The organism is Citreimonas sp., from assembly GCF_042096055.1.
GTDB lineage: Bacteria > Pseudomonadota > Alphaproteobacteria > Rhodobacterales > Rhodobacteraceae > Citreimonas.
Map to the genome: position 1 here is coordinate 1 of NZ_JBELMH010000026.1, position 23531 is coordinate 23531.

26 protein-coding genes and 1 tRNA gene are annotated in these 23531 nt (G+C 69.6%); 22 read left to right on the forward strand and 5 right to left on the reverse strand.

Annotation, left to right across the window (positions count from 1 at the left end):
• The 7 genes from ACFDTC_RS07835 to ACFDTC_RS07865 form a co-directional block, all read left to right on the forward strand.
• On the forward strand, positions 1-284 hold a 284-nt coding region (locus ACFDTC_RS07835), incomplete at its 5' end, for an XdhC family protein (protein WP_375258325.1).
• A gap of 103 nt (positions 285-387) precedes the next feature.
• Positions 388-849, forward strand: a complete 462-nt coding sequence (locus tag ACFDTC_RS07840; protein WP_375258326.1) for a CoxG family protein — start codon at positions 388-390, stop codon at positions 847-849.
• A gap of 108 nt (positions 850-957) precedes the next feature.
• A complete protein-coding gene (locus tag ACFDTC_RS07845) occupies positions 958-2145 on the forward strand; it encodes a CaiB/BaiF CoA transferase family protein (RefSeq protein WP_375258327.1) in 1188 nt (395 codons plus the stop codon).
• 76 nt (positions 2146-2221) lie between these two features.
• Positions 2222-3517: a TRAP transporter large permease gene (locus tag ACFDTC_RS07850; RefSeq protein WP_375258328.1), complete on the forward strand. Its 1296-nt coding sequence runs from the start codon at positions 2222-2224 to the stop codon at positions 3515-3517.
• Positions 3518-3548: 31 nt separating this feature from the next.
• On the forward strand, positions 3549-4589 hold the full coding sequence (locus ACFDTC_RS07855; protein ID WP_375258329.1) for a TRAP transporter substrate-binding protein: 1041 nt from the start codon (positions 3549-3551) through the stop codon (positions 4587-4589).
• A gap of 64 nt (positions 4590-4653) precedes the next feature.
• Positions 4654-5160 (forward strand): TRAP transporter small permease, encoded by a 507-nt coding sequence (locus tag ACFDTC_RS07860; protein WP_375258330.1) that lies wholly within the window; start codon positions 4654-4656, stop codon positions 5158-5160.
• Positions 5153-6061, forward strand: coding sequence for a hydroxymethylglutaryl-CoA lyase (locus ACFDTC_RS07865; RefSeq protein ID WP_375258331.1), 909 nt, complete (start codon positions 5153-5155; stop codon positions 6059-6061). Before ACFDTC_RS07860 ends, ACFDTC_RS07865 begins: the two co-directional genes overlap by 8 nt.
• A gap of 4 nt (positions 6062-6065) precedes the next feature.
• On the opposite strand, the gene fabG is transcribed toward ACFDTC_RS07865, so the two are convergent.
• Positions 6066-6869: a 3-oxoacyl-ACP reductase FabG gene (gene fabG, locus ACFDTC_RS07870; protein WP_375258332.1), complete on the reverse strand. Its 804-nt coding sequence runs from the start codon at positions 6867-6869 to the stop codon at positions 6066-6068.
• Between the two features lie 273 nt (positions 6870-7142).
• Here fabG and dctP point away from each other — a divergent pair, with 273 nt between their 5' ends.
• From dctP to ACFDTC_RS07890, 4 genes are all read left to right on the forward strand, one after another.
• Entirely contained in the window at positions 7143-8156 is a 1014-nt protein-coding gene (dctP, locus tag ACFDTC_RS07875; RefSeq protein ID WP_375258333.1) for a TRAP transporter substrate-binding protein DctP, read from the forward strand.
• Between the two features lie 160 nt (positions 8157-8316).
• Positions 8317-8913, forward strand: coding sequence for a TRAP transporter small permease (locus ACFDTC_RS07880; protein WP_375258366.1), 597 nt, complete (start codon positions 8317-8319; stop codon positions 8911-8913).
• A 3-nt stretch (positions 8914-8916) separates the two neighbouring features.
• On the forward strand, positions 8917-10203 hold the full coding sequence (locus ACFDTC_RS07885) for a TRAP transporter large permease (protein ID WP_375258334.1): 1287 nt from the start codon (positions 8917-8919) through the stop codon (positions 10201-10203).
• Between the two features lie 9 nt (positions 10204-10212).
• A complete protein-coding gene (locus ACFDTC_RS07890; protein ID WP_375258335.1) occupies positions 10213-10650 on the forward strand; it encodes a universal stress protein in 438 nt (145 codons plus the stop codon).
• 205 nt (positions 10651-10855) lie between these two features.
• On the opposite strand, the gene ACFDTC_RS07895 is transcribed toward ACFDTC_RS07890, so the two are convergent.
• The 3 genes from ACFDTC_RS07895 to ACFDTC_RS07905 all read right to left on the reverse strand — a co-directional run bounded on the left by ACFDTC_RS07895 (position 10856) and on the right by ACFDTC_RS07905 (position 14535).
• Positions 10856-12886, reverse strand: a complete 2031-nt coding sequence (locus ACFDTC_RS07895) for a CocE/NonD family hydrolase (RefSeq protein WP_375258336.1) — start codon at positions 12884-12886, stop codon at positions 10856-10858.
• Between the two features lie 78 nt (positions 12887-12964).
• Positions 12965-14257, reverse strand: a complete 1293-nt coding sequence (locus tag ACFDTC_RS07900; protein ID WP_375258337.1) for an ATP-grasp domain-containing protein — start codon at positions 14255-14257, stop codon at positions 12965-12967.
• Positions 14258-14460: 203 nt separating this feature from the next.
• Positions 14461-14535: transfer RNA gene (locus ACFDTC_RS07905), tRNA-Thr, on the reverse strand.
• A 90-nt stretch (positions 14536-14625) separates the two neighbouring features.
• On the opposite strand from ACFDTC_RS07905, the gene ACFDTC_RS07910 reads away from it, so the two are divergent.
• From ACFDTC_RS07910 to hisD, 4 genes are all read left to right on the forward strand, one after another.
• Positions 14626-14787 (forward strand): hypothetical protein, encoded by a 162-nt coding sequence (locus tag ACFDTC_RS07910; RefSeq protein ID WP_375258338.1) that lies wholly within the window; start codon positions 14626-14628, stop codon positions 14785-14787.
• 6 nt (positions 14788-14793) lie between these two features.
• A complete protein-coding gene (murA, locus tag ACFDTC_RS07915) occupies positions 14794-16062 on the forward strand; it encodes a UDP-N-acetylglucosamine 1-carboxyvinyltransferase (RefSeq protein WP_375258339.1) in 1269 nt (422 codons plus the stop codon).
• Positions 16059-16544, forward strand: a complete 486-nt coding sequence (locus tag ACFDTC_RS07920) for a DUF2948 family protein (protein ID WP_375258340.1) — start codon at positions 16059-16061, stop codon at positions 16542-16544. The genes murA and ACFDTC_RS07920 overlap by 4 nt, the downstream gene beginning before the upstream one ends.
• Before the next feature lie 102 nt (positions 16545-16646).
• Positions 16647-17948, forward strand: a complete 1302-nt coding sequence (hisD, locus tag ACFDTC_RS07925) for a histidinol dehydrogenase (protein ID WP_375258341.1) — start codon at positions 16647-16649, stop codon at positions 17946-17948.
• A gap of 39 nt (positions 17949-17987) precedes the next feature.
• Here the strand turns inward: hisD and ACFDTC_RS07930 are convergent, their stop codons facing one another.
• A complete protein-coding gene (locus ACFDTC_RS07930; protein WP_375258342.1) occupies positions 17988-18407 on the reverse strand; it encodes a hypothetical protein in 420 nt (139 codons plus the stop codon).
• 187 nt (positions 18408-18594) lie between these two features.
• Here ACFDTC_RS07930 and ACFDTC_RS07935 point away from each other — a divergent pair, with 187 nt between their 5' ends.
• The 7 genes from ACFDTC_RS07935 (at position 18595) to ACFDTC_RS07965 (ending at position 23474) form a co-directional block, all read left to right on the forward strand.
• Positions 18595-19062: a UPF0262 family protein gene (locus ACFDTC_RS07935; RefSeq protein ID WP_375258343.1), complete on the forward strand. Its 468-nt coding sequence runs from the start codon at positions 18595-18597 to the stop codon at positions 19060-19062.
• A 36-nt stretch (positions 19063-19098) separates the two neighbouring features.
• Positions 19099-19983: a carbon-nitrogen hydrolase family protein gene (locus ACFDTC_RS07940; protein WP_375258344.1), complete on the forward strand. Its 885-nt coding sequence runs from the start codon at positions 19099-19101 to the stop codon at positions 19981-19983.
• 83 nt (positions 19984-20066) lie between these two features.
• Complete coding sequence (infA, locus tag ACFDTC_RS07945; protein WP_005978431.1) at positions 20067-20285, forward strand: translation initiation factor IF-1; 219 nt, start codon at positions 20067-20069, stop codon at positions 20283-20285.
• Between the two features lie 112 nt (positions 20286-20397).
• Positions 20398-21000, forward strand: coding sequence for a Maf family protein (locus ACFDTC_RS07950; RefSeq protein WP_375258345.1), 603 nt, complete (start codon positions 20398-20400; stop codon positions 20998-21000).
• Complete coding sequence (locus ACFDTC_RS07955) at positions 20997-22031, forward strand: ribonuclease E/G (protein WP_375258346.1); 1035 nt, start codon at positions 20997-20999, stop codon at positions 22029-22031. The genes ACFDTC_RS07950 and ACFDTC_RS07955 overlap by 4 nt, the downstream gene beginning before the upstream one ends.
• A gap of 10 nt (positions 22032-22041) precedes the next feature.
• Positions 22042-22224 (forward strand): DNA gyrase inhibitor YacG, encoded by a 183-nt coding sequence (locus ACFDTC_RS07960; protein WP_375258347.1) that lies wholly within the window; start codon positions 22042-22044, stop codon positions 22222-22224.
• Entirely contained in the window at positions 22224-23474 is a 1251-nt protein-coding gene (locus tag ACFDTC_RS07965) for an aminotransferase class V-fold PLP-dependent enzyme (protein WP_375258348.1), read from the forward strand. The genes ACFDTC_RS07960 and ACFDTC_RS07965 overlap by 1 nt, the downstream gene beginning before the upstream one ends.
• Positions 23475-23531: the final 57 nt, after the last annotated feature.

Here is a 23531-nt window from a genome sequence, read left to right on the forward strand (position 1 = left end):
GGTTCCTGGTGATCGCGACGCAGGGCAAGGGCGACATGGACGCGCTGCGCGCCGCGGCGCGGTCGCAGGCGTCCTACGTCGCCTTCGTCGGCTCGCGCCGGAAGTTCGCGACGCTGGCCGCCAAGCTGGAGGACGAGGGCGTGCCGCGCGCCTGGCTGGACCGGGTGCACGCGCCCGCCGGCCTCGACATCAAGGCGATCACGCCCGACGAGATCGCGCTGTCGATCCTGGCCGAGGTGATCGCCGCCCGCCGCGGCGCCGACCGCGTCGGCACCGCCGCGTGATCGCGCGCCTGGCCCGCGCGCTGCGCCGGCTGGCGCCGTCGGACGAGGCTGCGCGCATCCTGTCGAACATCAAGTTTCCCTGTTGCTGAATGAGGAGGAAAGCATGGAACTCAAGGAAGAGATCTTCATCCCCGCCCCGCGCGAGACGGTCTATGCCGCGCTCAACGACACCGAGATGCTGAAGGCCTGCATCCCGGGATGCGAGGAGCTGGTCCGCCACTCCGAAACCGAGCTCGAGGCCAAGGTCGTGCTGAAGGTCGGGCCGGTGAAGGCGCGGTTCGCGGGCAAGGTCACGCTGAACCCCTACGATCCGCCGCGCGCCTTCTCGCTGACCGGCGAGGGCAACGGCGGCGCGGCCGGGTTCGCCAAAGGCGGCGCCGACGTGGTGCTGGAGGAGGTCGAGGGCGGCACCCGCCTGACCTACGAGGCGAAGGCCGATATCGGCGGCAAGCTGGCGCAGCTCGGCTCGCGCCTGGTGCAGGGGACGGCGAAGAAGCTGTCGGCCAAGTTCTTCGACTGCCTGGCCGAGAAGGTCGCCGAGGGCGAGAAGGCGCCCGCCGCGTGATGCGCGTCGCGTCCGCCTGACGGAACGGCGCCGATTTCTGCGTGGTTGCAATGGCCTGTCCCTGCAATAGTGTTGCAGGGAACGTGACGCAGGGGGAGGCGATCGCAGATGGGGCCGTTGGAGGGCATCAGGGTCATCGAGCTGGGGCAGCTGATCGCGGGGCCGTATTGCGGCCAGGTGATGGCCGATTTCGGTGCCGAGGTGATCAAGATCGAGCCGCCGGGTGCGGGCGATCCGATGCGCCAGTGGGGCTGGGCCGACAAGGACGGCGACCCGGTCTGGTTCTCGGTGATCGCGCGCGGCAAACGCTCGGTGACGCTGAACCTGCGCGAGCCCGACGGCCAGCAGGTGCTGCGCGACCTGGTGCGCGACGCCGACGTGCTGATCGAGAATTTCCGCCCCGGCACGATGGAGCGCTGGGGCCTGGGCTACGACGCGCTGTCCGAGATCAACCCGCGCCTGATCATGGCGCGGGTGTCGGGCTACGGGCAGGACGGGCCGTATTCCAAGCGCGCGGGATTCGCCTCGGTCTGCGAGGCGGCGGGGGGCCTGCGCTACATCTCGGGCTATCCCGACCGGCCGCCGGTGCGCATCGGCATCAGCCTGGGCGACACGATGGCCGGCTTCAACGCCGCGATGGGCATCCTGCTGGCGCTGCAGCACCGCCACACGACCGGGCGCGGTCAGGTCGTGGACAGCGCGATCTTCGAGGCGGTGCTGGGCCTGACGGAATCCATGGTGGCCGAGTACGACGCGGGAGGCCACATCCGCGAGCGCTTTGGCTCGGCCCTGCCGGGGATCGCGCCGTCGAACGCCTACCTCGCCGCGGACGAGCGCGAGGTCATTATCGGCGCCAACCAGGATTCGGTCTTCGGACGGCTGTGCGAGGTCATGGGCCGGCCCGGGCTGGCCACCGATCCGCGCTTCGCCGACCATCAGTCGCGCGGGCGCAACCAGGACCTGCTGGATTCGATGGTGGGCGAATGGACGCGCACGCTGCCCGCGCAGGAGATCGTCGACCGGCTGGCCGAGGCGGGCGTGCCGGTGGGGCTGGCCTACACGGCGGCCGACATGCTGGAGGACCCGCATTTCGAGGCGCGCGAAAGCGTGGTGCGGGTGGAGGATCCCAAGCGCGGCACGCTGGCCATGCAGAACGTCTTTCCGCGCCTGTCGGAAAGCCCCGGCGGCGTGCGGGCGCTGGGGCCCGAACTGGGCGCGGACACCGACGCGGTGCTGTCGCGGGTGGGCTACGACGCGGACCGGATCGCCGCGCTTCGCGAACGCGGGGTGATCTGAACAACGGGGGAACCCGGCCGCAAAGGCCGGGCAGGGGAGGAGAAGACATGAGCATTCCAACCAGGGACCGCGCGCGATGATCGAGCCCATTCTCGTCGTCGTCGTGCTGCTGGGGCTGATCGGGGCGGGAGCGCCGATCTTCCTGGCGCTGGGCGCGTCCGGCCTGCTGGGCCTCTACATGGCGCGGGGGTCGCTGGCGTTCTTCTTCGCGCCGACCTCGTTCTTCGGGCAACTCAACAGCTTCGAGCTGATCGCGCTGCCGCTGTTCATCCTGATGGGCAACGTGCTGGGGGCGACGCCGGTGGGGCGCAACCTGTTCCATGCGGCGTCGCTGTGGCTGCAATGGCTGCGCGGGGGGCTGGCGATCTCGACCGTGGGGGCCTCGGCGATCTTCGGCGCGGTCTCGGGCGTGTCGGTCGCGGGCGTGGCGGCGGTGGGGTCGATCGCGGTGCCGCAGATGCTGGACCGCGGCTATTCGCGCCACCTGGCGGCCGGGTCGGTGGCGTCGTCGGGCGCGCTGGCGATGCTGATCCCGCCGTCTGTGCCGTTCATCATCTACGGCGCGGTGTCGGGCGTGTCGGTGGGCGCGCTGTTCATCGGCGGCATCGTCCCGGGCATCGCGCTGGCACTGGCGCTGTCGCTCTACATCTACGTGCGCGTGCTTCTGAACCCGCACGAGGCGCCGCCCGCCACCGGGCCCAAGCCCGCGATGTCCGAGAAGATCCGCGCGCTGGGCGGCATCTGGCACGCGCTGCTGCTGGTCTTCATCGTGCTGGGAGCGATCTACAGCGGCATCGCCACCCCGTCCGAGGCCGCGGCCTTCGGCGCGGCGGGCGCGCTGATGATCGCCGCCTTCGTGTTCCGCTGCCTCGACTGGGCGAAGACGCGCGAGATCTTCGTCAGCTCGATCAAGGTGTCGGGCGCGATCATGCTGATCATCGGCTGCGCCAAGATCTTCGGCGACTACCTCAACCTCGTGCGCGTGCCGGAAAACGTCTCAGCCGCGCTGACGGCCACCGAGCTGCCGGGCTGGGCGATCCTGACGCTGATCATGATCGCGCTGGTGCTGCTGGGCATGCTGGTCGACGCGGTGTCGCTGATCGTGGTGACCACGCCGATCCTGCTGCCGCTGATCACCACGCTGGGCTACGACCCGCTGTGGTTCGGCATCGTGCTGGTGATGAACCTGGAAATCGCGGTGGTGACGCCGCCGGTGGGGCTGAACCTGTACGCGCTGAAGGGCGTCTGCCCGCAGCTGAAGGTCGAGGAGATCATCCGCTCGGTCGTGCCCTTCGTGGGCGTGCAGTTCGTGCTGCTGATGATCTTCGTCCTGTTCCCGGAGCTCAGCCTGTGGCTGCCGGGCCTGCTTTGACCAGTCGACAAACCAAGAGGAGGAGAAAGACATGACCCAATCACGACGCAACTTCCTGGCCACGTCCGGCGCGATCATGGGCGGCGGTGCGCTGGGCCTGACCGGCTTCGCCCGTCCCGCCGCGGCAGAGACCACGCTGACCGGCGTCAGCTACCTGCCGCCCAGCTACAAGGCGCTGTCCTACGGCTCGGCCGGGTTCGTCGAGCGGCTGGACGCGTCCGACGCGGTGACTGTCGACTACTACGACAGCGGCAAGCTGCTGAAGGCCGACGAACAACTGCCCGCGCTGCGCGCCGGCACGATCGACTTCATGTTCCACACCACCAGCTACGTCACCCGCTCGATCCCGATCCTGGGGATCACCGGCCTGCCGGGCGTGGTCGAGGAGCTTTACGCCAACCCCGGCCGCATCGCGAAGGGCAGCCCGCTGTTCGAGCTGATCAACGAGCAGCTGGCCGAGGACGACCTCTACATGGTGTCGATGATGGGCAACATCCTCGAGCCGGAATACATCTGGTCGACCAGCTCGGGGCCGATCCACTCGATCGCCGAGGTCGACGGCAAGAAGGTCCGCGTGGTCAGCTTCGAGGCGACGCAGCTGATGGAAGGCTTCGGCGCGGGCGCGGTGCGCATCCCGTCGTCCGAACTGTACCTGGCGCTGCAGCGGGGCACGGTCGACGCGGCCGTCGCCAACATTTCGACCATCATCGGCCGGTCGCTGCAGGAGCAGCTGGACGTGGTCTACAAGCTGCCGCTGACCGCCTACGGCATCGGCCTGTTCACCACCACCCAAGGCTGGGAGAACATGCCCGAGGACGCGCAGGCCGCCTTCCTCGAGGCCGCGGAATGGTTCGAGGAGAACGGTGCCGCCTATTCCAACGACGTCATCTACCAGGACGAGTACTGGCCGCTGATCGAGGAGGCCGGCCTGGAGATCGTCGAGCCGTCCGAAGAGGACCTCGCGCAGCTCGCGGAAGCGTCGCAATCGGTGCTCGAGGCGTGGAAGGAAGAGGTCGGCCAGGAGGTCGGCGAGCGCGCCATCGCACTGGCGATGGGCGAACAGACCTCGTGATCTCGGCGGCGCGCGGCGGGTTCGCCGCGCGCCCCTGCAACCTGCATGACGGAAGGGCGCTGCCATGAGAAAGGCCTTCGAATGGCTCGAACGGATCACCCGGGCGGGGGGCGAGCTGGTGCTCGTCTTCATGGTGGTCACGATCTGCTACGACGCGATCATGCGCTACCTGTTCACGGCGCCCACGTCCTGGTCGCTCGAGATCAACACGTTCCTGATCATCTACGTCGCGGTGATGACCGCGGCGGACGTGCAGCGCACCGACAGCCATATCCGCATCTCGTTCTTCGCCGACCGGGTGGGGCAGCTGGGCCAGCGCATCAACCGCATCGTGATCGGCATCTTCGGGCTGGGCTTCGCCGGGATCATGGCGTGGCGCGGCTACCTGATGGCCTATCAGGCCTGGGAATACGGCGAGCGGGTGTCGTCGAGCTTCGGCACGCCGATGGTCTATCCCTACGCGATGATCCCGATCGGGTTCGGCCTGCTGACGGTGCGCTTCGCGCTGAATATCCTGGACGCGATCACCGGCCGTGACCGGACCGATCGCGAGGACCTGCAGAATGTCTGAGACCCGCAGGCCCCGCATCTGCGAGGTGGCGCCGCGCGACGGCTTCCAGTCGATCGCGCAGCCGCTGCCGACCGAGGACAAGATCGCGATCATCCGCGATCTGGTGGCCGCCGGCTGCCAGCGGGTCGAGATCGGGTCCTTCGTGTCGCCCAAGGCGATCCCGCAGATGGGCGACATGGCGCAGATCGCCGAGGCGGTTCGCGACCTGCCCGCGCGGCTGTGTGCGCTGGTGCCCAACGTACGCGGCGCCGAGAACGCGGTCGCGGCCGGCGTGGCCGAGGTGTGCTACGTCTTCTCGGTCTCCGAGGCGCACAACCGCAACAACGTGCGCCAGAGCGTCGAGCAGTCGCTGGAGGGGCTGGCCAACGTCGCCGCCGCCTTGCCCGACGACGTGCGGCTGCGCGTCGACGTGGCGACCGCGTTCGACTGTCCCTTCGACGGCACCGTGCCGCTGGACCAGGTGCTGGCGGCGGTGGCGCGCGTGGCCGAGATCGCGCCCGAAGCAGAGATCGCGCTGTGCGACACGACCGGGCGCGCCAACCCTTTCGCGGTGCGCGACCGGTTTCGCGCGGCGATGGCCCTGCCGGGAACCGCGCGAAACACCTGGGCTTTCCACGGCCACGACACGTTCGGGCAGGGCGTCGCCAATGCGCTGGCCGCGTGGGAAGCCGGCGTGAGCGACTTCGACACCGCCGCGGCGGGCTTGGGCGGCTGTCCCTTCGCGCCCGGGGCCACCGGCAACACCGCGACCGAGGACCTGGTGTTCGCCTTCAACGAGGGCGGGCTGGACACCGGCATCGACATGGAGCGCCTGCTGGCGGTGGCCGACCGCATCGCGGCGCTGCCCGGCGGCGTCACCGGCAGCCACCTGCGGTCGGTGCCGCGCGAGCGCGCAGTCTGACGCGTCAGCCGTTGTCGCGGAAGGACGGGTACAGCATCATGCCGCCGTCGATGAACAGCGTGGTGCCGACCACGTAATCGGCGGCGTCCGACACCAGCCAGGCGACCGCGCGGGCCACGTCGTCGGGCACGCCGACGCGGCCATAGGGGATCAGCTTCAGCAGGTCCTTTTCCGCCTCGTCGTCCTGCCAGACGTCTTTGTTGATGTCGGTCTTGATCGCGCCGGGGGCGACGGCGTTGACGCGGATCTTCTCGCGCGAAAGCTCCTGCGCCATGCTCTGCATCAGCAGCTTCAGCCCGCCCTTGGCGGTGGCGTAGTTGGCGTGCCCGGCCCAGGGGATGCCCTGGTGGACCGAGCTGGTGAAGACGATCTTGCCGCGCGCGGCCGACGTCTCGACGATGCCCTGGTCGCGGAAGCGGCGCACCGCCTCCTGCGCGCAGAGGAACTGGCCCGTCAGGTTCACGTCCAGCACGGTCTGCCAGTCCTTCAGCGTCAGCTCGGCGAAGGCCGCGTCCTTCTGCACGCCGGCATTGGCGACCAGGATGTCGACGCCGCCCAGCAGGCGGTCGGCCTCGTCGAAAAGCCGCGCGCAATCCTCGGGCTTGCTGATGTCGGCCTGCACGGCGTGCACCTCGGCGCCATCGCGGCGGGCTTCCTCGGCGACCGTCTCGGCCTCGTCCTCGCTGGAACGGTAGGTCAGCACGACCGCGGCCCCGGCCGAGGCCAGCGCGCGCGCCGTCGCCGCACCGATGCCCGAGCTTGCGCCCGTCACCACGGCGCGTTGGCCGGTCAGCAGGATATCGGTCATGTCATGGCTCCGTCTTCAGGTGGCGCGCAGGGGCGCCCGGGTTCCGGTGTGAACCGCGCCCGCGCGGCGCGGGTTCCCGGCGCGGCCGGGCGCCGCATCCTTGGGCCTGCGGCGACGGGGCTTCTGCTAGGGCAGGTTAATCATTGACATCCCGGGCCACGGCCGAAACCCTTGCAGGGTCTTTCTGTGGCAAACGGCCTGCCGTGTGCGAAAGAACCCCCGCCGCGACGACCGCCGTGGCAGGAAGGCGCCTGACATTCGAGAGGAAAGACCATGACCTACAAGAGCCTTCTCGCGGCAAGCGCGCTTGCCCTGGCCACCAGCGCCGGCGCCGCCGCCGCCGACACCTGGCGCTATGCGTTCGAAGAAGCGATGGACGAGGTGCAGGGGATTTTCGCGCAGAAGTTCAAGGAAGAGATCGAGGCCAATTCCGACCACGAGGTCCAGCTGTTCCCCTTCGGCACGCTGGGTGAATCCGCCGACGTGATGGAGCAGGCGCAGTCCGGCATCCTGCAGTTCGTCGACCAGTCGCCCGGCTTTACCGGCGCGCTGATCCCCGAGGCGCAGGTCTTCTTCGTGCCCTACCTGCTGCCGCAGGACCAGGACCAGCTGGTGTCGTTCTTCGAGAATTCGGTCGCCATCAACGAGCTGTTCCCGCCGCTCTACGAGGAGCAGGGCCTGAAGCTGCTGACCATGTTCCCCGAGGGCGAGGTCATGATGACCACGCAGGAGCCGGTGACCAGCCCCGAGGACCTCAACGAGGTCAAGTTCCGCGTGATGACCAACCCGCTGCTGGTGGGCAGCTACCAGGCCTTCGGCGCGACGCCGACGCCGCTGCCGTGGGGCGAGGTCTACGGCGCGCTGCAGACCGGCATCATCCAGGGCCAAGAGAACCCCGCGTTCTTCATCGAGTCCACGAAGATGTACGAGGTGACCGAGCACATCACCCGCACCGGGCACAACAACTTCACCACCGCCGTGATGGCCAACCTCGACTTCTACGAGGGCCTGCCCGAGGAGGAGAAGACGCTGGTGCAGGACGCGATCGACGTCGCCTTCGACCACATCATCGAGTACCAGGAAGGCCTGACCGAAGAGTCGCTGGAGAAGATCAAGGAGGCCAAGCCCTCGATCACGATCACCACGCTGACCGAGGAACAGCGCCAGCCCTTCATGGACACCGCGGACGAGGTCGAGGCCAACTTCCTCGAGATCGGGGGCGACCAGGCCGAGGAAATCCTCAACCAGATGAAGGAAGACCTCGAGGCCGCGTCGGGCGAAAGCTGAGGCGCGTGCCCTCGCGGCACCTTCGCAACCGCACCCGGGCCGCCACGCGGCGGCCCGGCCTGCCGCCTGCGTCCCGCGACATCCCCCTGCACCCAGGAGAGCGACCATGACCTCTGACAAGGACCGTCGCGCGCCGGTGGATCCCGACCTGCTGGCCGAGATGCAGGTCCCCGCGGCCAGCGACGACATCGACGATTCCAGCTACGTCTCGGGGCTGCCGGGTTTCCTGGGCGTGATCGACGTGACCATCGCGCGGATCGAGGCGATCCTGCTGGCCGCCGGCGTGCTGCTGATGGCGGTCAACACGATGGCCAACGTGATCGGCCGCTACGTGTTCGGGCAATCGATCTTCTTCTCGGAAGAGGTGAACCAGGCGCTGATCATCCTGATCACCTTCGCCGGCATCTCGTATGCCGCGCGGCACGGCCGGCACATCCGCATGTCGGCGATCTTCGACGCGCTGACGCCGCGCCTGCGCAAGCCGCTGATGGTGGTGATCGCGCTGGTGACGGCGGCGGCGATGTTCCTGCTGACCTGGTACTCGGTCGACTACGTCATGACGCAGGCGTCGCGCGGGCGGGTCCTGCCTGCGCTGCAGGTGCCGGTCTGGTGGATCATCGTCTGGGCGCCGCTGGGCTTCTTCCTGACCGGGCTGCAATACTCGCTGACCGCGATCAAGAACCTGATCCACAAGGACATCTGGCTGTCGACCAGCACGCTGGAAGGCTACGACAACGACCGCGAAGAAGAGGTCTGAGCGATGAGCACCATGATCTTCGGGACGATGATCGTCCTGCTTCTGCTGGGCTTTCCCATGATGATCCCGCTGCTGGCGGGCTCGCTGATCGGGTTCGTGGCGATCTTCGGCGGCATCGACCAGCTGGACACGATGGTGCAGCAGATCCTGGGCGGCATCCGGCCCGCCAGCCTGATCGCGGTGCCGATGTTCATCTTCGCCGCCGACATCATGACGCGCGGCCAGTCGGCCAACCGGCTGATCGACCTGGTGATGGTCTTCGTGGGCCACCTCAAGGGCGGACTGGCGGTGTCCACGGCAACGGCCTGCACGCTGTTCGGCGCGGTCTCGGGCTCGACCCAGGCGACGGTGGTGGCGGTGGGCGGGCCGCTGCGGCCGCGGATGCTGAACGCGGGGTACAAGGACAACTTCGTGCTGGCGCTGATCGTGAACGCGTCGGACATCGCCTTCCTGATCCCGCCGTCGATCGGGATGATCATCTACGGCGTCGTCTCGGGCACCTCGATCTCCGAGCTGTTCATCGCCGGCATCGGGCCCGGGCTGCTGATCCTGGTGCTGTTCTCGATCTACTCGTACATCTACGCGGTCCGCAACGACGTGCCGACCGAGCCGAAGTCGAGCTGGTCCGAGCGCGGTACCGCCGTGCGCCGCGCGTTGTGGCCGCTGGGTTTCCCGGTGATCATCGTCGGCGGCATCTACGGCGGCATCTTCTCTCCGACCGAGGCGGCGGCGGCCTGCGTGCTCTACGCGCTGATCCTCGAGATGGTGGTCTACCGCGAGATGAGCGTGAAGGAGCTCTATGCCACGGCCAAGTCGACGGGGCTGATCACCGCGGTGGTGTTCATCCTGGTGGGCGCGGGGGCGGCGTTTTCCTACGTCATCAGCTTCGCGCAGATCCCGCAGGAGGTGCTGGGCGCCATCGGCATCGACGACATGGGGCGCTACGGCGTGCTGATCACGATCTCGATCGCGTTCTTCATCGGCTGCATGTTCGTCGATCCGATCGTGGTGATCCTGATCTTCGTGCCGATCTTCGCGCCGGTGGTGGACGCGGTCGGGCTGGACCCGGTGCACGTGGGCATCATCATCACGCTGCAGGTGGCGATCGGGTCGGCCACGCCGCCCTTCGGCTGCGACATCTTCACCGCGATCGCGGTGTTCAAGCGGCCCTACTGGGAGGTCATCAAGGGCACGCCGCCGTTCATCCTGATCCTGCTGTGCGTCTCGGCGGCGCTGATCGTGTTCCCGCAGATCGCGCTGTTCCTGCGCGACCTTGCCTTCGCCGAGTAAGGAGGAGACATGTTTTCCCACATCCTGGTGCCGGTCGACGGGTCGGACAATTCCTTTGCCGCGCTCGACAAGGCGGTGGCGCTGTCGCAGCTGACGGGCGCGGTGCTGTCGATCCTGACGGTCTACCGCCACCACTCGCTGCTCGAGGCGTCGCTGTCGATGGTCCGCAAAAGCGATCCGCGTCCCTTCGACGACGTGATGCGGGAGCATGCCACCGAGGTCGCCGAACTGGCCAAGGCGCGTGCGGTGGCGGGCGGGGTGGGCGAGGTGCACGCCTATGTCCGCAATGGCGCCGTGGCGCGGGGGATCGTGAACTTCGCCAGGGACCGCGCTGTCGACTTGATCGTCATGGGCGGGCGCGGCGCGGGGTCGGCCGAGAACTACATGCTGGGCTCGATCAGCCACAAGGTGACCAGCCTGACCCAAGGCCCGGTGATGGTCGTCTGAGAGGGCGGCGCAGCGCACTGTCCAAGGATGTCCCACGATGGGACACGCATCCGGTCACGGAAAATCAATGGCTTACAGGGACGGATTCACCAAGACTTAACATTCGATCCGGTGACGGCGGGGCGATGCCGCCGCCGGACCCGCGCCTGGATGCCGCCCCCGAGCAACCTCTGGTGCGGGGGCGACGACCGGGAACCCCACCAGCCTAGAGCATGTCGCGCGGGATCGTCTCGTCCCAGTTGCGCGAGAAGATGCGGCGCGCGCCCTCGTAGGCGTCGAGCGTGGCGTGCACGTAGAAATTCTCGGCGTCGCAGGTCAGCACCGTGTGAGTCGTCGCGTGCGCCGACCAGTCGCCGCGCGAGAAGCCGCGCTCGGTCCGGGTCTCGCCGCGCAGGCTGTCGTATTGCGCGTCGCGGAAGCTGTAGCGTTCCTCGGTCCGGCGCCGGACGGTCATGTCGATCTCGGGAATGCGGTAGCTGCCCTCGTCGTTCAGGACGACCAGCGCGGCCTCGTCCCGGACCATGTCGCGCACCACCTGCCACGACGCCTCGGGCGGGCGCAGGGGTTCGACCGGCAGGGGCGGCGCGCCCTCCGGCTCGCCCAATTCGCGCAGCGGCGGGTCGTTGCGGCGGCGGCGTTCGGGCAGGCGCAGGCTGCAACCCTCGGGGCGCAGCGTCAGCTGCACGGGTTCCGGCGGCGCCCAGATCAGCGGGAAATACGTGGACGAGATCGACAGCCGCAGCTTGTGCCCCGCCGGAAGGCGCGTGGCCAACCCGTTAAGCGGCACGCGCACCCGGTAGAAGCGCCCGGGTTCCAGCGGTTGCGGGTCGGCGTGCCCGTCGCGGTGCGTCAGGTTCAGCACGCCGTAGGTGACGCGCGTGGCGCGCCCGTCGGGCAGGATGTCCGACAGGCGCACCGCCACCTGCGCGATCGGCTTGTCGGCGGCGATCTCGAGCTCGACCTCGGGGCGGCCGAGCATCTCGATATCCTCCTCGAGGGTCTCGGTGTCGTAGACGAGGCAGCCGCCGTCCTCTTCGCGCTGGTCGTGCGGCAGGTCGGGCAAGGCGGCGTAGGAACACCACTTGCCGGCGTAAAGACCCACCGACAGCGGCGAGACCAGCGTTTCCTCGAACCCGGATTCAAAGGCGTGGCGGTTCTCCTCGTGCAGGAACAGGCGGCGGGCGCCCAGCCGGTATTCCAGCGGCGTGATGCCGTCCGACGGCCAGTGCGGTTCGCGCACCCAGCGCCCGGGACGATCCTGGTGCGAGGTGCTGGGTGCCACCGGGTCCTGCATCCAGACGCGCACCTCGGAGAACTCGTCGGCGCCGGTGTCGATGCCCTTCAGCCAGTGGTCGAACCATCGCAGCACTTCCTGTAGGAAGCCGGTCGAGGGGCCGGGCACGCCCATATGCGCATACTTGTGTCCCCAGGGGCCGATCAGCGCGCGGCTGGGCACCTCGAGGTTCTCGACCAGGCGGAAGATCGCGTTGGTGTAGCCGTCGGTCCAGCCGCCGGCGGCGAGCACGGGGCACTGGATGGCGGAATAATCCTCGCACACCGAATGCGCCGACCAGTAGGTGTCGCGGCGCTGGTGTTCGAGCCATTTCTTGATCCACAGGCCCGACCCGTCCAGTCGGTCCAGCCACATGTCGCGCCAGCGGTCGCCGACGATGGCCGGATCGGGCGGCTGGCTGTTGAACGCGGCCATGACGGTCGCCTCGGACAGCTGGTCGCCCAGCAGGCAGCCGCCCATGTAGTGCATGTTGTCCTCGTAGAGGTCGTCGGACGCGCAGCAGGACACGATCGCCTTCAGCGCCTCGGGTTGCCGCGCGGCGATCTGCAGGCCGTTGAAGCCACCCCACGAGATGCCGAACATGCCGACGTTGCCGTCGCACCATTTCTGCGAGGCGATCCACTCGATCACGGCGACGCCGTCGGCCAGCTCGTCCTCGGTGTATTCGTCGACCAGCACGCCGTCGGATTCGCCGCTGCCCAGCATGTCGACGCGCACGCAGGCATAGCCGTGGCCTGCGAGGTAGGGATGGTTGATCGCGTCGCGTCCGCGGGTCAGGTCGCGCTTGCGGTAGGGGAGGTATTCGAGGATCGCGGGGACGGGCGCGTCGCCGGCGCCCTCGGGCATCCAGAGCCGCGCGGCGAGGCGTCGGCCGTTCGGCAGGTCGATCCAGACGTGCTCGGTGATCTCGACGGCGTGCGGAAAGCTGGAGACTTCCTTCATGCGTTCGGCATCCTTCGCAAGGGCGCCCCGGCCCTTGGTCGGGGCCGGGGACGCGTTTCGTGTCGTGGCGCGGGGGCCTTACATCTCGGTGCTGAGGCGCTGGCCGTCGCTGAACTCCATCGGGATGCGCGAGATCAGGTCGCGGTAGCGTTCGCGCAGCGCCTGCGGCGTGTCCGCGCCCAGCCAGGCGTAGCCGACGTTGAAGTTGTAGACCGGCTGGTTGGGCAGGTCCGACAGCGTGTCGCCCTCGTGCGCCTCGAATTCGACCAGCGCGCCGAATTCCTGGCTGATCTCGCGCAGCTCGTCCTCGGACGGCTCGCGGGTGACCTTCGCGTCGTCGTCCTTGGTGATGTAGAACTTGGCCGAGGTCTCGAAGTCGCCCTTGTGGTCGGGCAGGGTGGGCTCGTCCCCCAGCGCCACCGACACGGCGATCTCGTGGTTCGAGCGGCCATCGACCATGCGGAACATCTCGCAATGGCTTTGCGAGATGCGGGTGTTGACCTCGATCACCCACAGCTTGTCGGTGTCCTTGTCGTACAGGAACTCGACGTTGAAGCAGCCGTCGTTGAAGCCCACCTGCCGCATGATCTTGCGGCCCACGTCGTTGGCGCGGCTGACCAGGTCGTCGGGCAGGTCGGCGGGATAGCGCAGGCCCGCGACCGCGTTGCCTTCGCTGCTGAGCATCATGTCGAGCACGCCGTGGATCGTGACCTTGTGGTTGCGCACGTAGCCCTCGTGCGCGAACTGGTCGCCGCTCATGATGCTTTCGGCGATGGCGTGGCTGCCGCCGATGCCCTGCACCTCGGGCGGAAGCTCGGCATGGTCCAGGCATTCGTCGAAGATGTGGCCGAGATCGCCGATGCCGTCGCGCATCTTCTCAAGCGCCTCGTCGAGGCCGGCGCGGTCCTCGATCTTGAAGCCCAGCTGCGACGAGAAGCCCTTGACCGGCTTCAGCCAGATCGGGAAGTCGAGCTTCATCTTGTCGGCGGCCTCGGGGTCGAAGGGGTCGACGGCCTCGAAGTCGGGCACGCATTCGGGCGCGACGCGGGCCTGCTCGATGCGGGCCCAGTACTTGTGCTCGCAGCGCAGCACCGCCTCGAGCGAGGGGGCGGCCAGGCCGAACTCCTCCGCGAGGATCGGCGCGAGGCAGCTCGACGGAAAGTCCCAGTGGCAGACGATGGCGTCGGGCTTGTCGCCCTCGCGCAGCTGGTGGCGGGCGCGCTTGAGCAACTCGTCGAAGCCGGCCGTGTGGTCGAGCAGCTCCTCGGTCGTCAGCAGCGAGTGGAATCGGCAAAGGTCGGCGTCGCGGATCGTCTTGAGCTCTTCGAGCTGCCAGTCGAGCATGCCGAGGACGTAGATGTTCTTCTTCATGGGTCGCTCCCGGTGTTTTGAGGCGGCGGGAACCGGCGGCGCCGGCTGCGTTCCCCTGCCAACCCGCCGGGGAAACGGATGTTCCGGGCCGCATGGCTTCCGTTCCGGCAAGCGCCCATGACGCGCCTGGCGCGGGTCATCGGGCTGCGCGCATACGGGGCGCGGCCGGGCGATGCTGGTGGAGGTCGATCGGACGGGGAAAGTGGTGCTGCTGGAGAGAATTGAACTCTCGACCTCTCCCTTACCAAGGGAGTGCTCTACCTCTGAGCTACAGCAGCCCGGTCGCGATGTGGGCGGTGATTAGACGCAAAATTCCGGCCGTGCAACCCCAATCTGGACGCTTTTTCCGCCCTGCGTTACAGAGGGGCATGACGCGGAAAGCTCCCCCCGAAAAGCCGACGCCCGACGATCGCGAGGATCGGCTCAAGGCGGCGCTCAAGGCCAACCTGGCACGGCGCAAGGCGCAGGCCCGGGCCCGGGCGACACCGCGCGACCAGGGCCGCGACGACGGCGACAAGAACAAGGACTAGGCAGGCATGGATTCGATCTTGGTGACGGGCAACGGGCCCCTGAATGGCGAGATTCCCATCGCCGGGGCGAAGAACGCCTGCCTGACGCTGATGCCGGCGACGCTGCTGAGCGAAGACCCGCTGACGCTGACCAACGCGCCGCGGCTGTCGGACATCCGCACCATGTCCGAGCTTCTGCGCTCGCTCGGCTCGGAAGTGTCGTCGCTGGCCGAGGGACGGGTGCTGGCGCTGAGCTCGCACGCGCTGACCAGCCACCGCGCGGATTACGAGATCGTGCGCAAGATGCGCGCCTCGATCCTGGTGCTGGGTCCGCTGCTGGCGCGCGACGGCTATGCCGAGGTCTCGCTGCCCGGCGGGTGCGCGATCGGGGCGCGGCCCGTCGACCTGCACCTGCGCGCGCTCGAGGCGCTGGGCGCCGAGATGGACCTGCGCGACGGCTACGTGAACGCCAAGGCGCCGGCGGGCGGGCTGCGCGGGGGCGAGTTCACCTTCCCGCTGGTCTCGGTCGGGGCCACCGAAAACGCGCTGATGGCCGCGACGCTGGCCAAGGGCACCACCGTGCTGCGCAACGCCGCGCGCGAGCCCGAGATCGTCGACCTGGCGCGCTGCCTGCGCGCGATGGGCGCGCAGATCGAGGGCGAGGGGACGTCGACGATCACGATCCAGGGCGTCGAGCGGCTGGGCGGGGCCACGCATCGCGTGGTGACCGACCGGATCGAACTGGGCACCTACATGCTGGCGCCGGCGATCTGCGGCGGGTCGGTGACCTGCCTCGGCGGCGAGCTGTCGCTGGTGCAGGCCTTCGCCGACACGCTCGAGCACGCGGGCGTCTCTGTGACCGAGACCGAGGCCGGGCTGCGGGTCGAGCGCAAGGGCGACGCGGTGCAGGCCGTCGACGTCACGACCGAGCCTTATCCGGGGTTCCCCACCGACCTGCAGGCGCAGATGATGGCGCTGATGTGCACCGCGCGCGGCACCTCGGTCCTCGAGGAGAAGATCTTCGAGAACCGGTTCATGCACGCGCCGGAACTGACACGGATGGGCGCGCGGATCGAGGTGCATGGCGGCACCGCGACGGTGCACGGCGTCGATCGGCTGCGCGGCGCGCCGGTGATGGCGACCGACCTGCGCGCGTCGGTGTCGCTGATTCTGGCGGGCATGGCGGCCGAGGGGCAGACGCTGGTGAGCCGGGTCTACCACCTCGACCGCGGCTACGAGAACGTCGAGGCCAAGCTGCAGGCCGTCGGCGCCAAGATCGAACGGGTGAGCGCATGAGCGGTGACGCACGCTTCGAGGACGCGGGCGAGGCGCCGCTGCGGTTGGTCGCCTTCGACGAGGAGGACCTGCAGGTGATCTCGGCGCTGGTGCAGGATTCGGTGCTGCACGGCGCCGACATGCAGTGGCGCCCGCGCGAGCGGCGGCTGGCCTTCCTGCTCAACCGCCTGCGGCACGAGGACCTGGCCGCGTCGCGCGCCGCCGGCCGCCCGGTCGAGCGCGTGCGCACCGTGCTGACGATCGAGGGCGCGCAGGGCGTGGCGAGCCAGGGCATCAACCGCGGCGACGCCGAGACGGTGTTGTCGGTGCTGTCGATCGCGTTCGAGCCGGGCGACGCGCCCGGCGGCGACGTGATCGTGACGCTGGCGGGCGATGGTGCCATCCGCGCGCGGGTCGAGGCGATCGAGGTGGCGCTGCGCGACGTGACGCGGCCCTACGTGGCGCCGTCGGGGCGCGTGCCCGACCACGGCGACGACCTCTAGCGCGGCGTCCGGCGCGCGCGGCGACGTGCCGCGCGGGGCGCGCACCCCGCGGCTTGAGGCCGTGCGGGCAAGCGGCTATCACCCGCGCAAAGGAGTGCCAGCATGCCCGTTCACCTCGACGCGTCCGATCCGGATTTCGACAGCCGTTTCACCGCGTTGCTGAACGCCAAGCGCGAGGACAGCCCCGAGGTCGACGACGCCGTCGCGGCGATCATCGCAGAGGTGCGCGCCCACGGCGACGCAGCGCTGATCGCGCTGACCGAGCGGTTCGACCGCCTGACGCTGACGCCCGAGACGTTGCGCATCGGCGCGGACGAGGTCGAGGCGCATTGCGCCACCGTCGACGACGCGGACCGCGCGGCGCTGGAGCAGGCGGCCGCGCGCATCCGCGCCTACCACGCCCGCCAGATGCCCGAGGATTCGCGCTGGACCGACGCCGAGGGTGCCTCTCTGGGCTGGCGATGGAGCGCGGTGTCGGCGGCGGGCCTCTATGTGCCGGGCGGGCTGGCGAGCTACCCGTCCTCGGTGCTGATGAACGCGATTCCCGCCAAGGTAGCCGGGGTGGGGCGGCTGGCGATCACCGTGCCGACACCCGACGGGGTGGTGAACCCGCTGGTCATGCTGGCCGCGCGGATCGCCGGCGTCGACGAGATTTACCGCGTCGGCGGTGCGCAGGCGATCGCGGCGCTGGCCTACGGCACCGAGAGCATCGCGCCGGTCGACAAGATCACCGGGCCAGGCAACGCCTACGTGGCGGCGGCCAAGCGGCGGGTCTTCGGCAAGGTGGGCATCGACATGATCGCCGGCCCGTCCGAGATCCTGGTGATCGCGGACGCGGACAACGATCCCGACTGGATCGCGCTGGACCTGCTCAGCCAGGCCGAGCACGACGAATCCGCGCAGTCGATCCTGATCACCGACGACGCGGGTTTCGGCCGGGCGGTGGCCGAGGCGGTCGACGCGCGGCTGCAGACGCTGGAGCGGCGGGCGATCGCGGGCGCCAGCTGGCGCGACTACGGCGCGATCGTCGTGGTGCGCGACCTCGACGAGGCGGCGCGGCTGGCCGACCGGATCGCGCCCGAGCACCTGGAACTGTGCGTCGCCGACCCCGAGGCGCTGGCCGACCGGATCACGCATGCGGGCGCGATCTTCCTGGGGCAGTGGACGCCCGAGGCGATCGGCGACTACGTGGGCGGGCCGAACCACGTGCTGCCAACGGCACGCTCGGCGCGGTTCTCGTCGGGGCTGTCGGTGATGGATTTCCTCAAGCGCACCACGATCGCCAAGATGACGCCCGAGGCGTTGCGCGCGATCGGCCCGGCGGCGGAACGCCTGGCGCGCGCGGAAAGCCTCGAGGCGCACGGGCTGAGCGTCACCGCGCGGCTGGAGCGGCTGAACCGGTAAGGCGTGATCGGGGGACGCGCGGCCGGGACCGCGCCGTCGTCAGTAGATGTCCGAGCGGTGCACGCGCGGCTCGATCGAGACGTCGGACAGCGCGCCAATGCGGCGGCCGACCGCCGTGCCGCTGGCACCGGCGGCGGCGTTGCGCGCCATGACCGCGCAGCGCGCCGAGTCGATGTGACGCCCGGCGGGCCATTCCGAGGACCACTCGGCCTCGGGCTCGGGCTCGCCGCGTTTGGCGAAGAGGCCGCTTTCCAGAACCCGCAGCGCGACCAGGCAGCCGACGACCACCAGGGCCGCGCCGCCGACATAGGCGAAGGCGATGCTCGAGATCCACCCCATGCCCAAGAAGCGCGCAAGGATCAGGCAGCCGGTGCAGCACGTGGCGATCAGGCCCAGAAGCTGGCCGAAGCTGAGCGCGCTGTCGTTGGTGGATTGGTCGTCCCGCTCTGCAGGGTTCATGCGATCCCTCCTTACCCCAGTTCGCTGGCCGGTCTGCGCCGGTCCCTAGCGTCGTCCGGCCTCGTGCCGCACAACCATGACGCTAGCGCGCATTTCTTTCTCAAATGTTAACACCCTGGCTGCGACCGCATGGACCATGCGCGGCGGGCGGGTTAATCCCGGGAGGATCAGCCAAAGGATCGCGGTCATGACCCGTATCGCGCATATCGTCCTGGACGACGCCAACCTGCCGCCGCCCACGCCCGAGATCGAGCAGGAGCGCCGCGTGGCGATGTTCGACCTGCTCGAGGAGAACAGCTTTGTGCTGCCGGGCGACGACGTGCCGCCGGGGCCCTACGCGGTGCGCCTGTCGATCGCCGACAAGCGGCTGGTCTTCGACGTCGACACCGAGGACGGCCGGCCTGCGGCGGCGTTCCACCTGTCGCTGTCGCCGTTCCGGCAGGCGGTGAAGGATTACTTCCAAATCTGCAAAAGCTACTTCGACGCGGTGCGCACGCTGCCGCCGGGCCGGATCGAGACCATCGACCAGGCGCGCCGCGCCATCCACGACGAGGGCGCGCGCATCCTGCAGGAGCGGCTGAAGGACAAGGCCGTGATCGACGATGCGACCGCGCGGCGGCTGTTCACGCTGGTCTGCGTGCTGCATGACGGCTGAGACCGCGCGCCACACCCCCACATTGAAGGAGAGACCATGAGGATCGCCACCGCCGCCTACCCGATGGACTTCCTGGACGACTGGAAAGCCTACGCCGACAAGCTGAGCGCCTGGTTCGCGGACGCCGCGGGGCAGGGGGCCGAACTGCTGGTCTTTCCCGAATACGGCGCGATGGAGCTGGCGACGCTCGCCGGCGCCGAGGCGGCGGGCGATCTGGAGCGGTCGCTGCACGCGGTGTCGGACCGGCTGGCGGACGCCGACGGGCTGCACGCGGATCTCGCGGCGCGGCACGGCGTGCACATCCTGGCCGCCTCGGCGCCCTGCTTCGACGAGGCGCTGGGGCCGCGCCCCGTAAACCGCGCGCGGCTGTTCGGCCCGCAGGGCGACGTGGGGGTGCAGGACAAGCAGATCATGACCCGGTTCGAGCGTGACGAGTGGGGCGTGGTGGGCGGCGGGCCGCTGCGCCTGTTCGACACGGCGCTGGGGAAGATCGGCATCCTGATCTGCTACGATTCCGAGTTTCCGCTGCTGGGCCGCGCGATGGTCGACGCGGACGTGATCCTGGTGCCGTCCTGCACCGAGGCGCTGACCGGCTTCAGCCGCGTGCGCATCGGATCGCAGGCCCGCGCGCTGGAAAACCAGTGCGTCACGGTCATGTCCTCGACCGTGGGGAATTGCCCGTGGTCCTACGCGGTGGACACCAACACCGGTGCGGGCGGGCTGTTCGGTCCACCGGACCGCGGCTTTCCCCCTACGGGCGTGATCGCCGAGGGCACGCTCGACGCGCCGGGCTGGACGATCGGCGACGTCGATCCGGCGGCGATCGCCAAGGTGCGCGACGACGGCGTGGTGCTCAACCGCGCGCACTGGGACGAGCAGGCGGGCCGCGACGCGGCACCCGCGCCCCAGCGCCTGCGGTGAATTGCAGCTTGAATCCGGGCCGCCAACGGCCCATATAACAGCGCGTTCCGCATGTGAGCGGGAATGCTATGCAAGGAGATATCATGGCCAAGGAAGACACGCTCGAATTCCCCGGTGTCGTGAAGGAACTCCTGCCCAACGCGACGTTTCGGGTCGAGCTTGAGAACGGCCATGAGATCATCGCGCACACGGCGGGAAAGATGCGCAAGAACCGGATCCGGGTTCTTGCCGGCGACAAGGTGCAGGTCGAGATGACGCCCTACGACCTGACCAAGGGACGGATCAACTACCGCTTCAAGTGATCGCGCGACAGGCCGATCCGTGACGCCGGGCCCGCGCCCGGCGTTTTGCGTTCCCCCGATTGAAGCGCGCGCGCCGGCGCGATAAGCCTTGCGCGACACGAAGGATCGACACATGCCCGACCGCCCTAGGCTCATCCTCGGCTCCGGCAGCCCTCGCCGGCGCGACCTGCTGGCGCAGCTCGGGATCACCGCCGACGCGATACGCCCGCCCGAGATCGACGAGACCCCGCGCCGCGCCGAGCTGCCGCGCCCCTATTGCGTGCGCCTGGCGGCCGAGAAGGCCCGCGCGGTCGAGGCCGGCCCCGACGACCTGGTGCTGTCGGCCGACACCACCGTGGCGATGGGCCGCCGGATCATGGGAAAGCCCGCCGACGCGGACGAGGCGGCGGCGTTCCTGCGCGCGCTGTCGGGGCGTCGGCACCGGGTGGTCACCGCCGTGGCCGTGCGCCGGGGCGAAAAGCTGTGGCAGCGCGACGTGGTCACGCAGGTGAAGATGAAGCCGCTGTCGGACGCCGAGATCGCCGCCTACATCGCCACCGGCGACTGGCGCGGCAAGGCGGGCGGCTACGGCATCCAGGGGCCGGCCGGGGCCTTCGTTCCGTGGATCAACGGCTCGTTCCCCGCGGTCGTGGGCCTGCCGCTGGCCGAGACGGCGGGCCTGTTGCGCGCCGCCGGCTACCCGGTGCTCGAGACGCTGGCGGAGGTGGCGGCATGAAGGGACGTCTGATCGCGCTGGATACTTGGCGGGGCCGCGAGGCGGCGGCGCTGATGGTCGACGGGCGGCTCGAGGATCTGCTGATCGACGCGGACCGCCCGCGGCCGGGCCACATTTACCGCGCGGTGGCCGATCGGCCGCTGAAGGGGCAGGGCGGGATGTTCCTGCGCACGCCCGACGGCAGCGCCTTCCTGCGCGGCGCCAAGGGCATGGCCCCGGGCGACCGGCTGCTGGTGCAGGTCACCGGCTACGCCGAGGGCGGCAAGGCGATCCCCGTCACCGATCGGCTGCTGTTCAAGTCGCGCTACGCCATCGTCACGCCCGACGCGCCCGGCATCAACGTCTCGCGCCGCATCCGCGACGAGGATGCGCGCGACGCGGTGCTGGCCGCCGCGCACGATGCACTGGCCAACACGCCGCTGCCCGAGGGCGCGGGGCTGATCCTGCGCTCGTCCTGCGAGACGGCGGCCGAGGACGACATCGCCGAGGACGTGGCCGCCATGGCGGGCCTTGCCGCGCAGGTGCTGGCCGATCCCGGCACCGAGCCCGAGCTGCTGGTCGAGGGCGACGCGCCCCACGCGCTGGCCTGGCGCGACTGGGTCGAGCCGGCCGAGATCGATGCGGGCGACGGCAGCTTCGCCCGCCACGGCGTGGACGAGGCGATCGAGGCGCTGCTGGCGCCGCGCGTCGATCTGCCCGGCGGCGGCTGGATGATGGTCGAGCCGACCTCGGCGCTGGTGGCGGTGGACATCAACACCGGCGCCGACGGCTCGCCCGCCGCGGGCCTCAAGGCCAACATCGCCGCCTTCCGCGACCTGCCGCGCCAGCTGCGGCTGCGCGGCCTCGGCGGCCAGATCGTCGTCGACCCCGCGCCCAGCCCCAAGAAGGAGCGCAAGCAGCTGGACCAGGTGCTGCGCGCGGGCCTCAAGCGCGAGACCACCGAAAGCGTGCTGGCGGGATGGACCGCGATGGGCCTCGTCGAGATCCAGCGCAAGCGCGACCGCCTGCCCCTGACCGAGATCCTGCGATGAGGTGCCCCCGATGAGCTGCCCCGTGTGCAAGCGCAAGAGCGACGCCGCCTACCGTCCCTTCTGCTCGAAGCGGTGCGCCGACGTGGATCTGGCGAAATGGATGAGCGGCAGCTACGCGATCCCCTCGGACGACCCCGAGGATCTGGACGCAGCCGAGCGCGCGCTGGAGCAGCAACAGAGAAAGCCGCACTGATGTTCGACGACACCCTTCTGGCCGAGATCCGCGCCCGCTTCGCCCACGTGGACACCTGCCCGCTGACCGGGCCGCGCGTCTTCTTCGAGAACGCGGGCGGCGCGCTGACGCTCAAGAGCGTGGTCGACAGCTCGGCGCTCTATGCCGCGATCCCGGACAACCAGGGGCGCGACAACCCGGCCTCCCGCGCGCTTGTCGAGGTGATCGACCGGGCGCGGCAGGACGTGCGGCTGCTCTTCAACGCGACCGGCGGCGCCGTGATCGTCGGCGAAAGCGGGACCGAGCTGCTGTTCCGGCTGGTGCGCGACGCCTGCACCGGGGCGGCGCCGGGCGGCATCGTCCTGGGCTCGACCGTGGAACACCCAGCCTCGCGCGGGGCGTGCACACGCTGGGCGGACGAAACCGGCCGTCCTTACGTCCAAGTGCCGCACGACGACGCGACGGGGCAGGTGACGGCCGACGCCTACGCCGCGCACGTGACGCCCGAGACGCGCGTGGCGACGATCCTGCACACCTCGCCGGTGACCGGCATGGCGAACGACCTCGACGCGATCGCGGCGGCGATCCGCGCCAAGTCGCCGAACGCGTTCATCATCGTCGACGGCATCCAGCACGCCAGCCACGGCCGCATCGACCTGGCGGGTGCGGATGTCGACGGCTACGTGATCTCGCCCTACAAGGTGTTCTCGCGCCACGGCTACGGCATCGCCTGGGCGTCGGACCGGCTGACCGCGCTGCGCCACGACACGCTGCCCGACGGCCCGGCGCAGAACTGGGAGCAGGGCACCCGCGACACCGGCGCCTATGCCACGTTCTCGGACGTGGTGGCCTATCTCGACTGGCTGGGCGGGCGCGTGGGCGACGCCGGCGACGCCCGCGCCCGGATCGAGGCGGCAGGTGCGGCGATCGCGGAATACGAATCCGCGCTGACGCGGGCGATGCTGAACGGCACCGACAATCTGCCCGGCCTGCGCGCGCTGCCCGGCGTCGGCATCGTCGGCGGCGCGGACAATCCCGCGCGCGAGGGGCTGGTCTGCTTCTGGTTGGACCACGTGGAGTCGGCGCACATCGTCGAGGCGCTGAACGAGGCGGGCATCCGCACGCATATCCGCCGCGCGGACCATTATTCCGGCACGATCCTGAAGCCGCTGGGCCGCGCCGATTGCGTGCGCGTCTCGCTGTGCCACTACAACAGCCTGGCCGAGGTGCGCGCCTTCCTCGACGCGATGCGCGGGATCGCGGCGCGCTAGCGGCCTCGGCCCCGCCGCGTCAATCTGCCCGCCGAACCCGCGCCGCCCTGCGCCGTT

What these genes read in the sequence shown, in the direction of transcription:
- ACFDTC_RS07865 (WP_375258331.1), top strand. Translation starts at nt 5,153, where the DNA reads ATGTCTGAGACCCGCAGGCCCCGCATCTGCGAGGTGGCGCCGCGCGAC.
- ACFDTC_RS07880 (WP_375258366.1), top strand. Translation starts at nt 8,317, where the DNA reads ATGCAGGTCCCCGCGGCCAGCGACGACATCGACGATTCCAGCTACGTC.
- ACFDTC_RS07920 (WP_375258340.1), top strand. Translation starts at nt 16,059, where the DNA reads ATGAGCGGTGACGCACGCTTCGAGGACGCGGGCGAGGCGCCGCTGCGG.
- murA (WP_375258339.1), top strand. Translation starts at nt 14,794, where the DNA reads ATGGATTCGATCTTGGTGACGGGCAACGGGCCCCTGAATGGCGAGATT.
- ACFDTC_RS07955 (WP_375258346.1), top strand. Translation starts at nt 20,997, where the DNA reads ATGAAGGGACGTCTGATCGCGCTGGATACTTGGCGGGGCCGCGAGGCG.
- ACFDTC_RS07890 (WP_375258335.1), top strand. Translation starts at nt 10,213, where the DNA reads ATGTTTTCCCACATCCTGGTGCCGGTCGACGGGTCGGACAATTCCTTT.
- ACFDTC_RS07895 (WP_375258336.1), bottom strand. Translation starts at nt 12,886, where the DNA reads ATGAAGGAAGTCTCCAGCTTTCCGCACGCCGTCGAGATCACCGAGCAC.
- ACFDTC_RS07930 (WP_375258342.1), bottom strand. Translation starts at nt 18,407, where the DNA reads ATGAACCCTGCAGAGCGGGACGACCAATCCACCAACGACAGCGCGCTC.
- ACFDTC_RS07940 (WP_375258344.1), top strand. Translation starts at nt 19,099, where the DNA reads ATGAGGATCGCCACCGCCGCCTACCCGATGGACTTCCTGGACGACTGG.
- ACFDTC_RS07910 (WP_375258338.1), top strand. Translation starts at nt 14,626, where the DNA reads ATGACGCGGAAAGCTCCCCCCGAAAAGCCGACGCCCGACGATCGCGAG.
- ACFDTC_RS07885 (WP_375258334.1), top strand. Translation starts at nt 8,917, where the DNA reads ATGAGCACCATGATCTTCGGGACGATGATCGTCCTGCTTCTGCTGGGC.
- ACFDTC_RS07850 (WP_375258328.1), top strand. Translation starts at nt 2,222, where the DNA reads ATGATCGAGCCCATTCTCGTCGTCGTCGTGCTGCTGGGGCTGATCGGG.
- ACFDTC_RS07960 (WP_375258347.1), top strand. Translation starts at nt 22,042, where the DNA reads ATGAGCTGCCCCGTGTGCAAGCGCAAGAGCGACGCCGCCTACCGTCCC.
- ACFDTC_RS07860 (WP_375258330.1), top strand. Translation starts at nt 4,654, where the DNA reads ATGAGAAAGGCCTTCGAATGGCTCGAACGGATCACCCGGGCGGGGGGC.
- ACFDTC_RS07965 (WP_375258348.1), top strand. Translation starts at nt 22,224, where the DNA reads ATGTTCGACGACACCCTTCTGGCCGAGATCCGCGCCCGCTTCGCCCAC.
- hisD (WP_375258341.1), top strand. Translation starts at nt 16,647, where the DNA reads ATGCCCGTTCACCTCGACGCGTCCGATCCGGATTTCGACAGCCGTTTC.
- ACFDTC_RS07845 (WP_375258327.1), top strand. Translation starts at nt 958, where the DNA reads ATGGGGCCGTTGGAGGGCATCAGGGTCATCGAGCTGGGGCAGCTGATC.
- ACFDTC_RS07950 (WP_375258345.1), top strand. Translation starts at nt 20,398, where the DNA reads ATGCCCGACCGCCCTAGGCTCATCCTCGGCTCCGGCAGCCCTCGCCGG.
- ACFDTC_RS07855 (WP_375258329.1), top strand. Translation starts at nt 3,549, where the DNA reads ATGACCCAATCACGACGCAACTTCCTGGCCACGTCCGGCGCGATCATG.
- fabG (WP_375258332.1), bottom strand. Translation starts at nt 6,869, where the DNA reads ATGACCGATATCCTGCTGACCGGCCAACGCGCCGTGGTGACGGGCGCA.
- ACFDTC_RS07935 (WP_375258343.1), top strand. Translation starts at nt 18,595, where the DNA reads ATGACCCGTATCGCGCATATCGTCCTGGACGACGCCAACCTGCCGCCG.
- dctP (WP_375258333.1), top strand. Translation starts at nt 7,143, where the DNA reads ATGACCTACAAGAGCCTTCTCGCGGCAAGCGCGCTTGCCCTGGCCACC.
- ACFDTC_RS07840 (WP_375258326.1), top strand. Translation starts at nt 388, where the DNA reads ATGGAACTCAAGGAAGAGATCTTCATCCCCGCCCCGCGCGAGACGGTC.
- ACFDTC_RS07900 (WP_375258337.1), bottom strand. Translation starts at nt 14,257, where the DNA reads ATGAAGAAGAACATCTACGTCCTCGGCATGCTCGACTGGCAGCTCGAA.
- infA (WP_005978431.1), top strand. Translation starts at nt 20,067, where the DNA reads ATGGCCAAGGAAGACACGCTCGAATTCCCCGGTGTCGTGAAGGAACTC.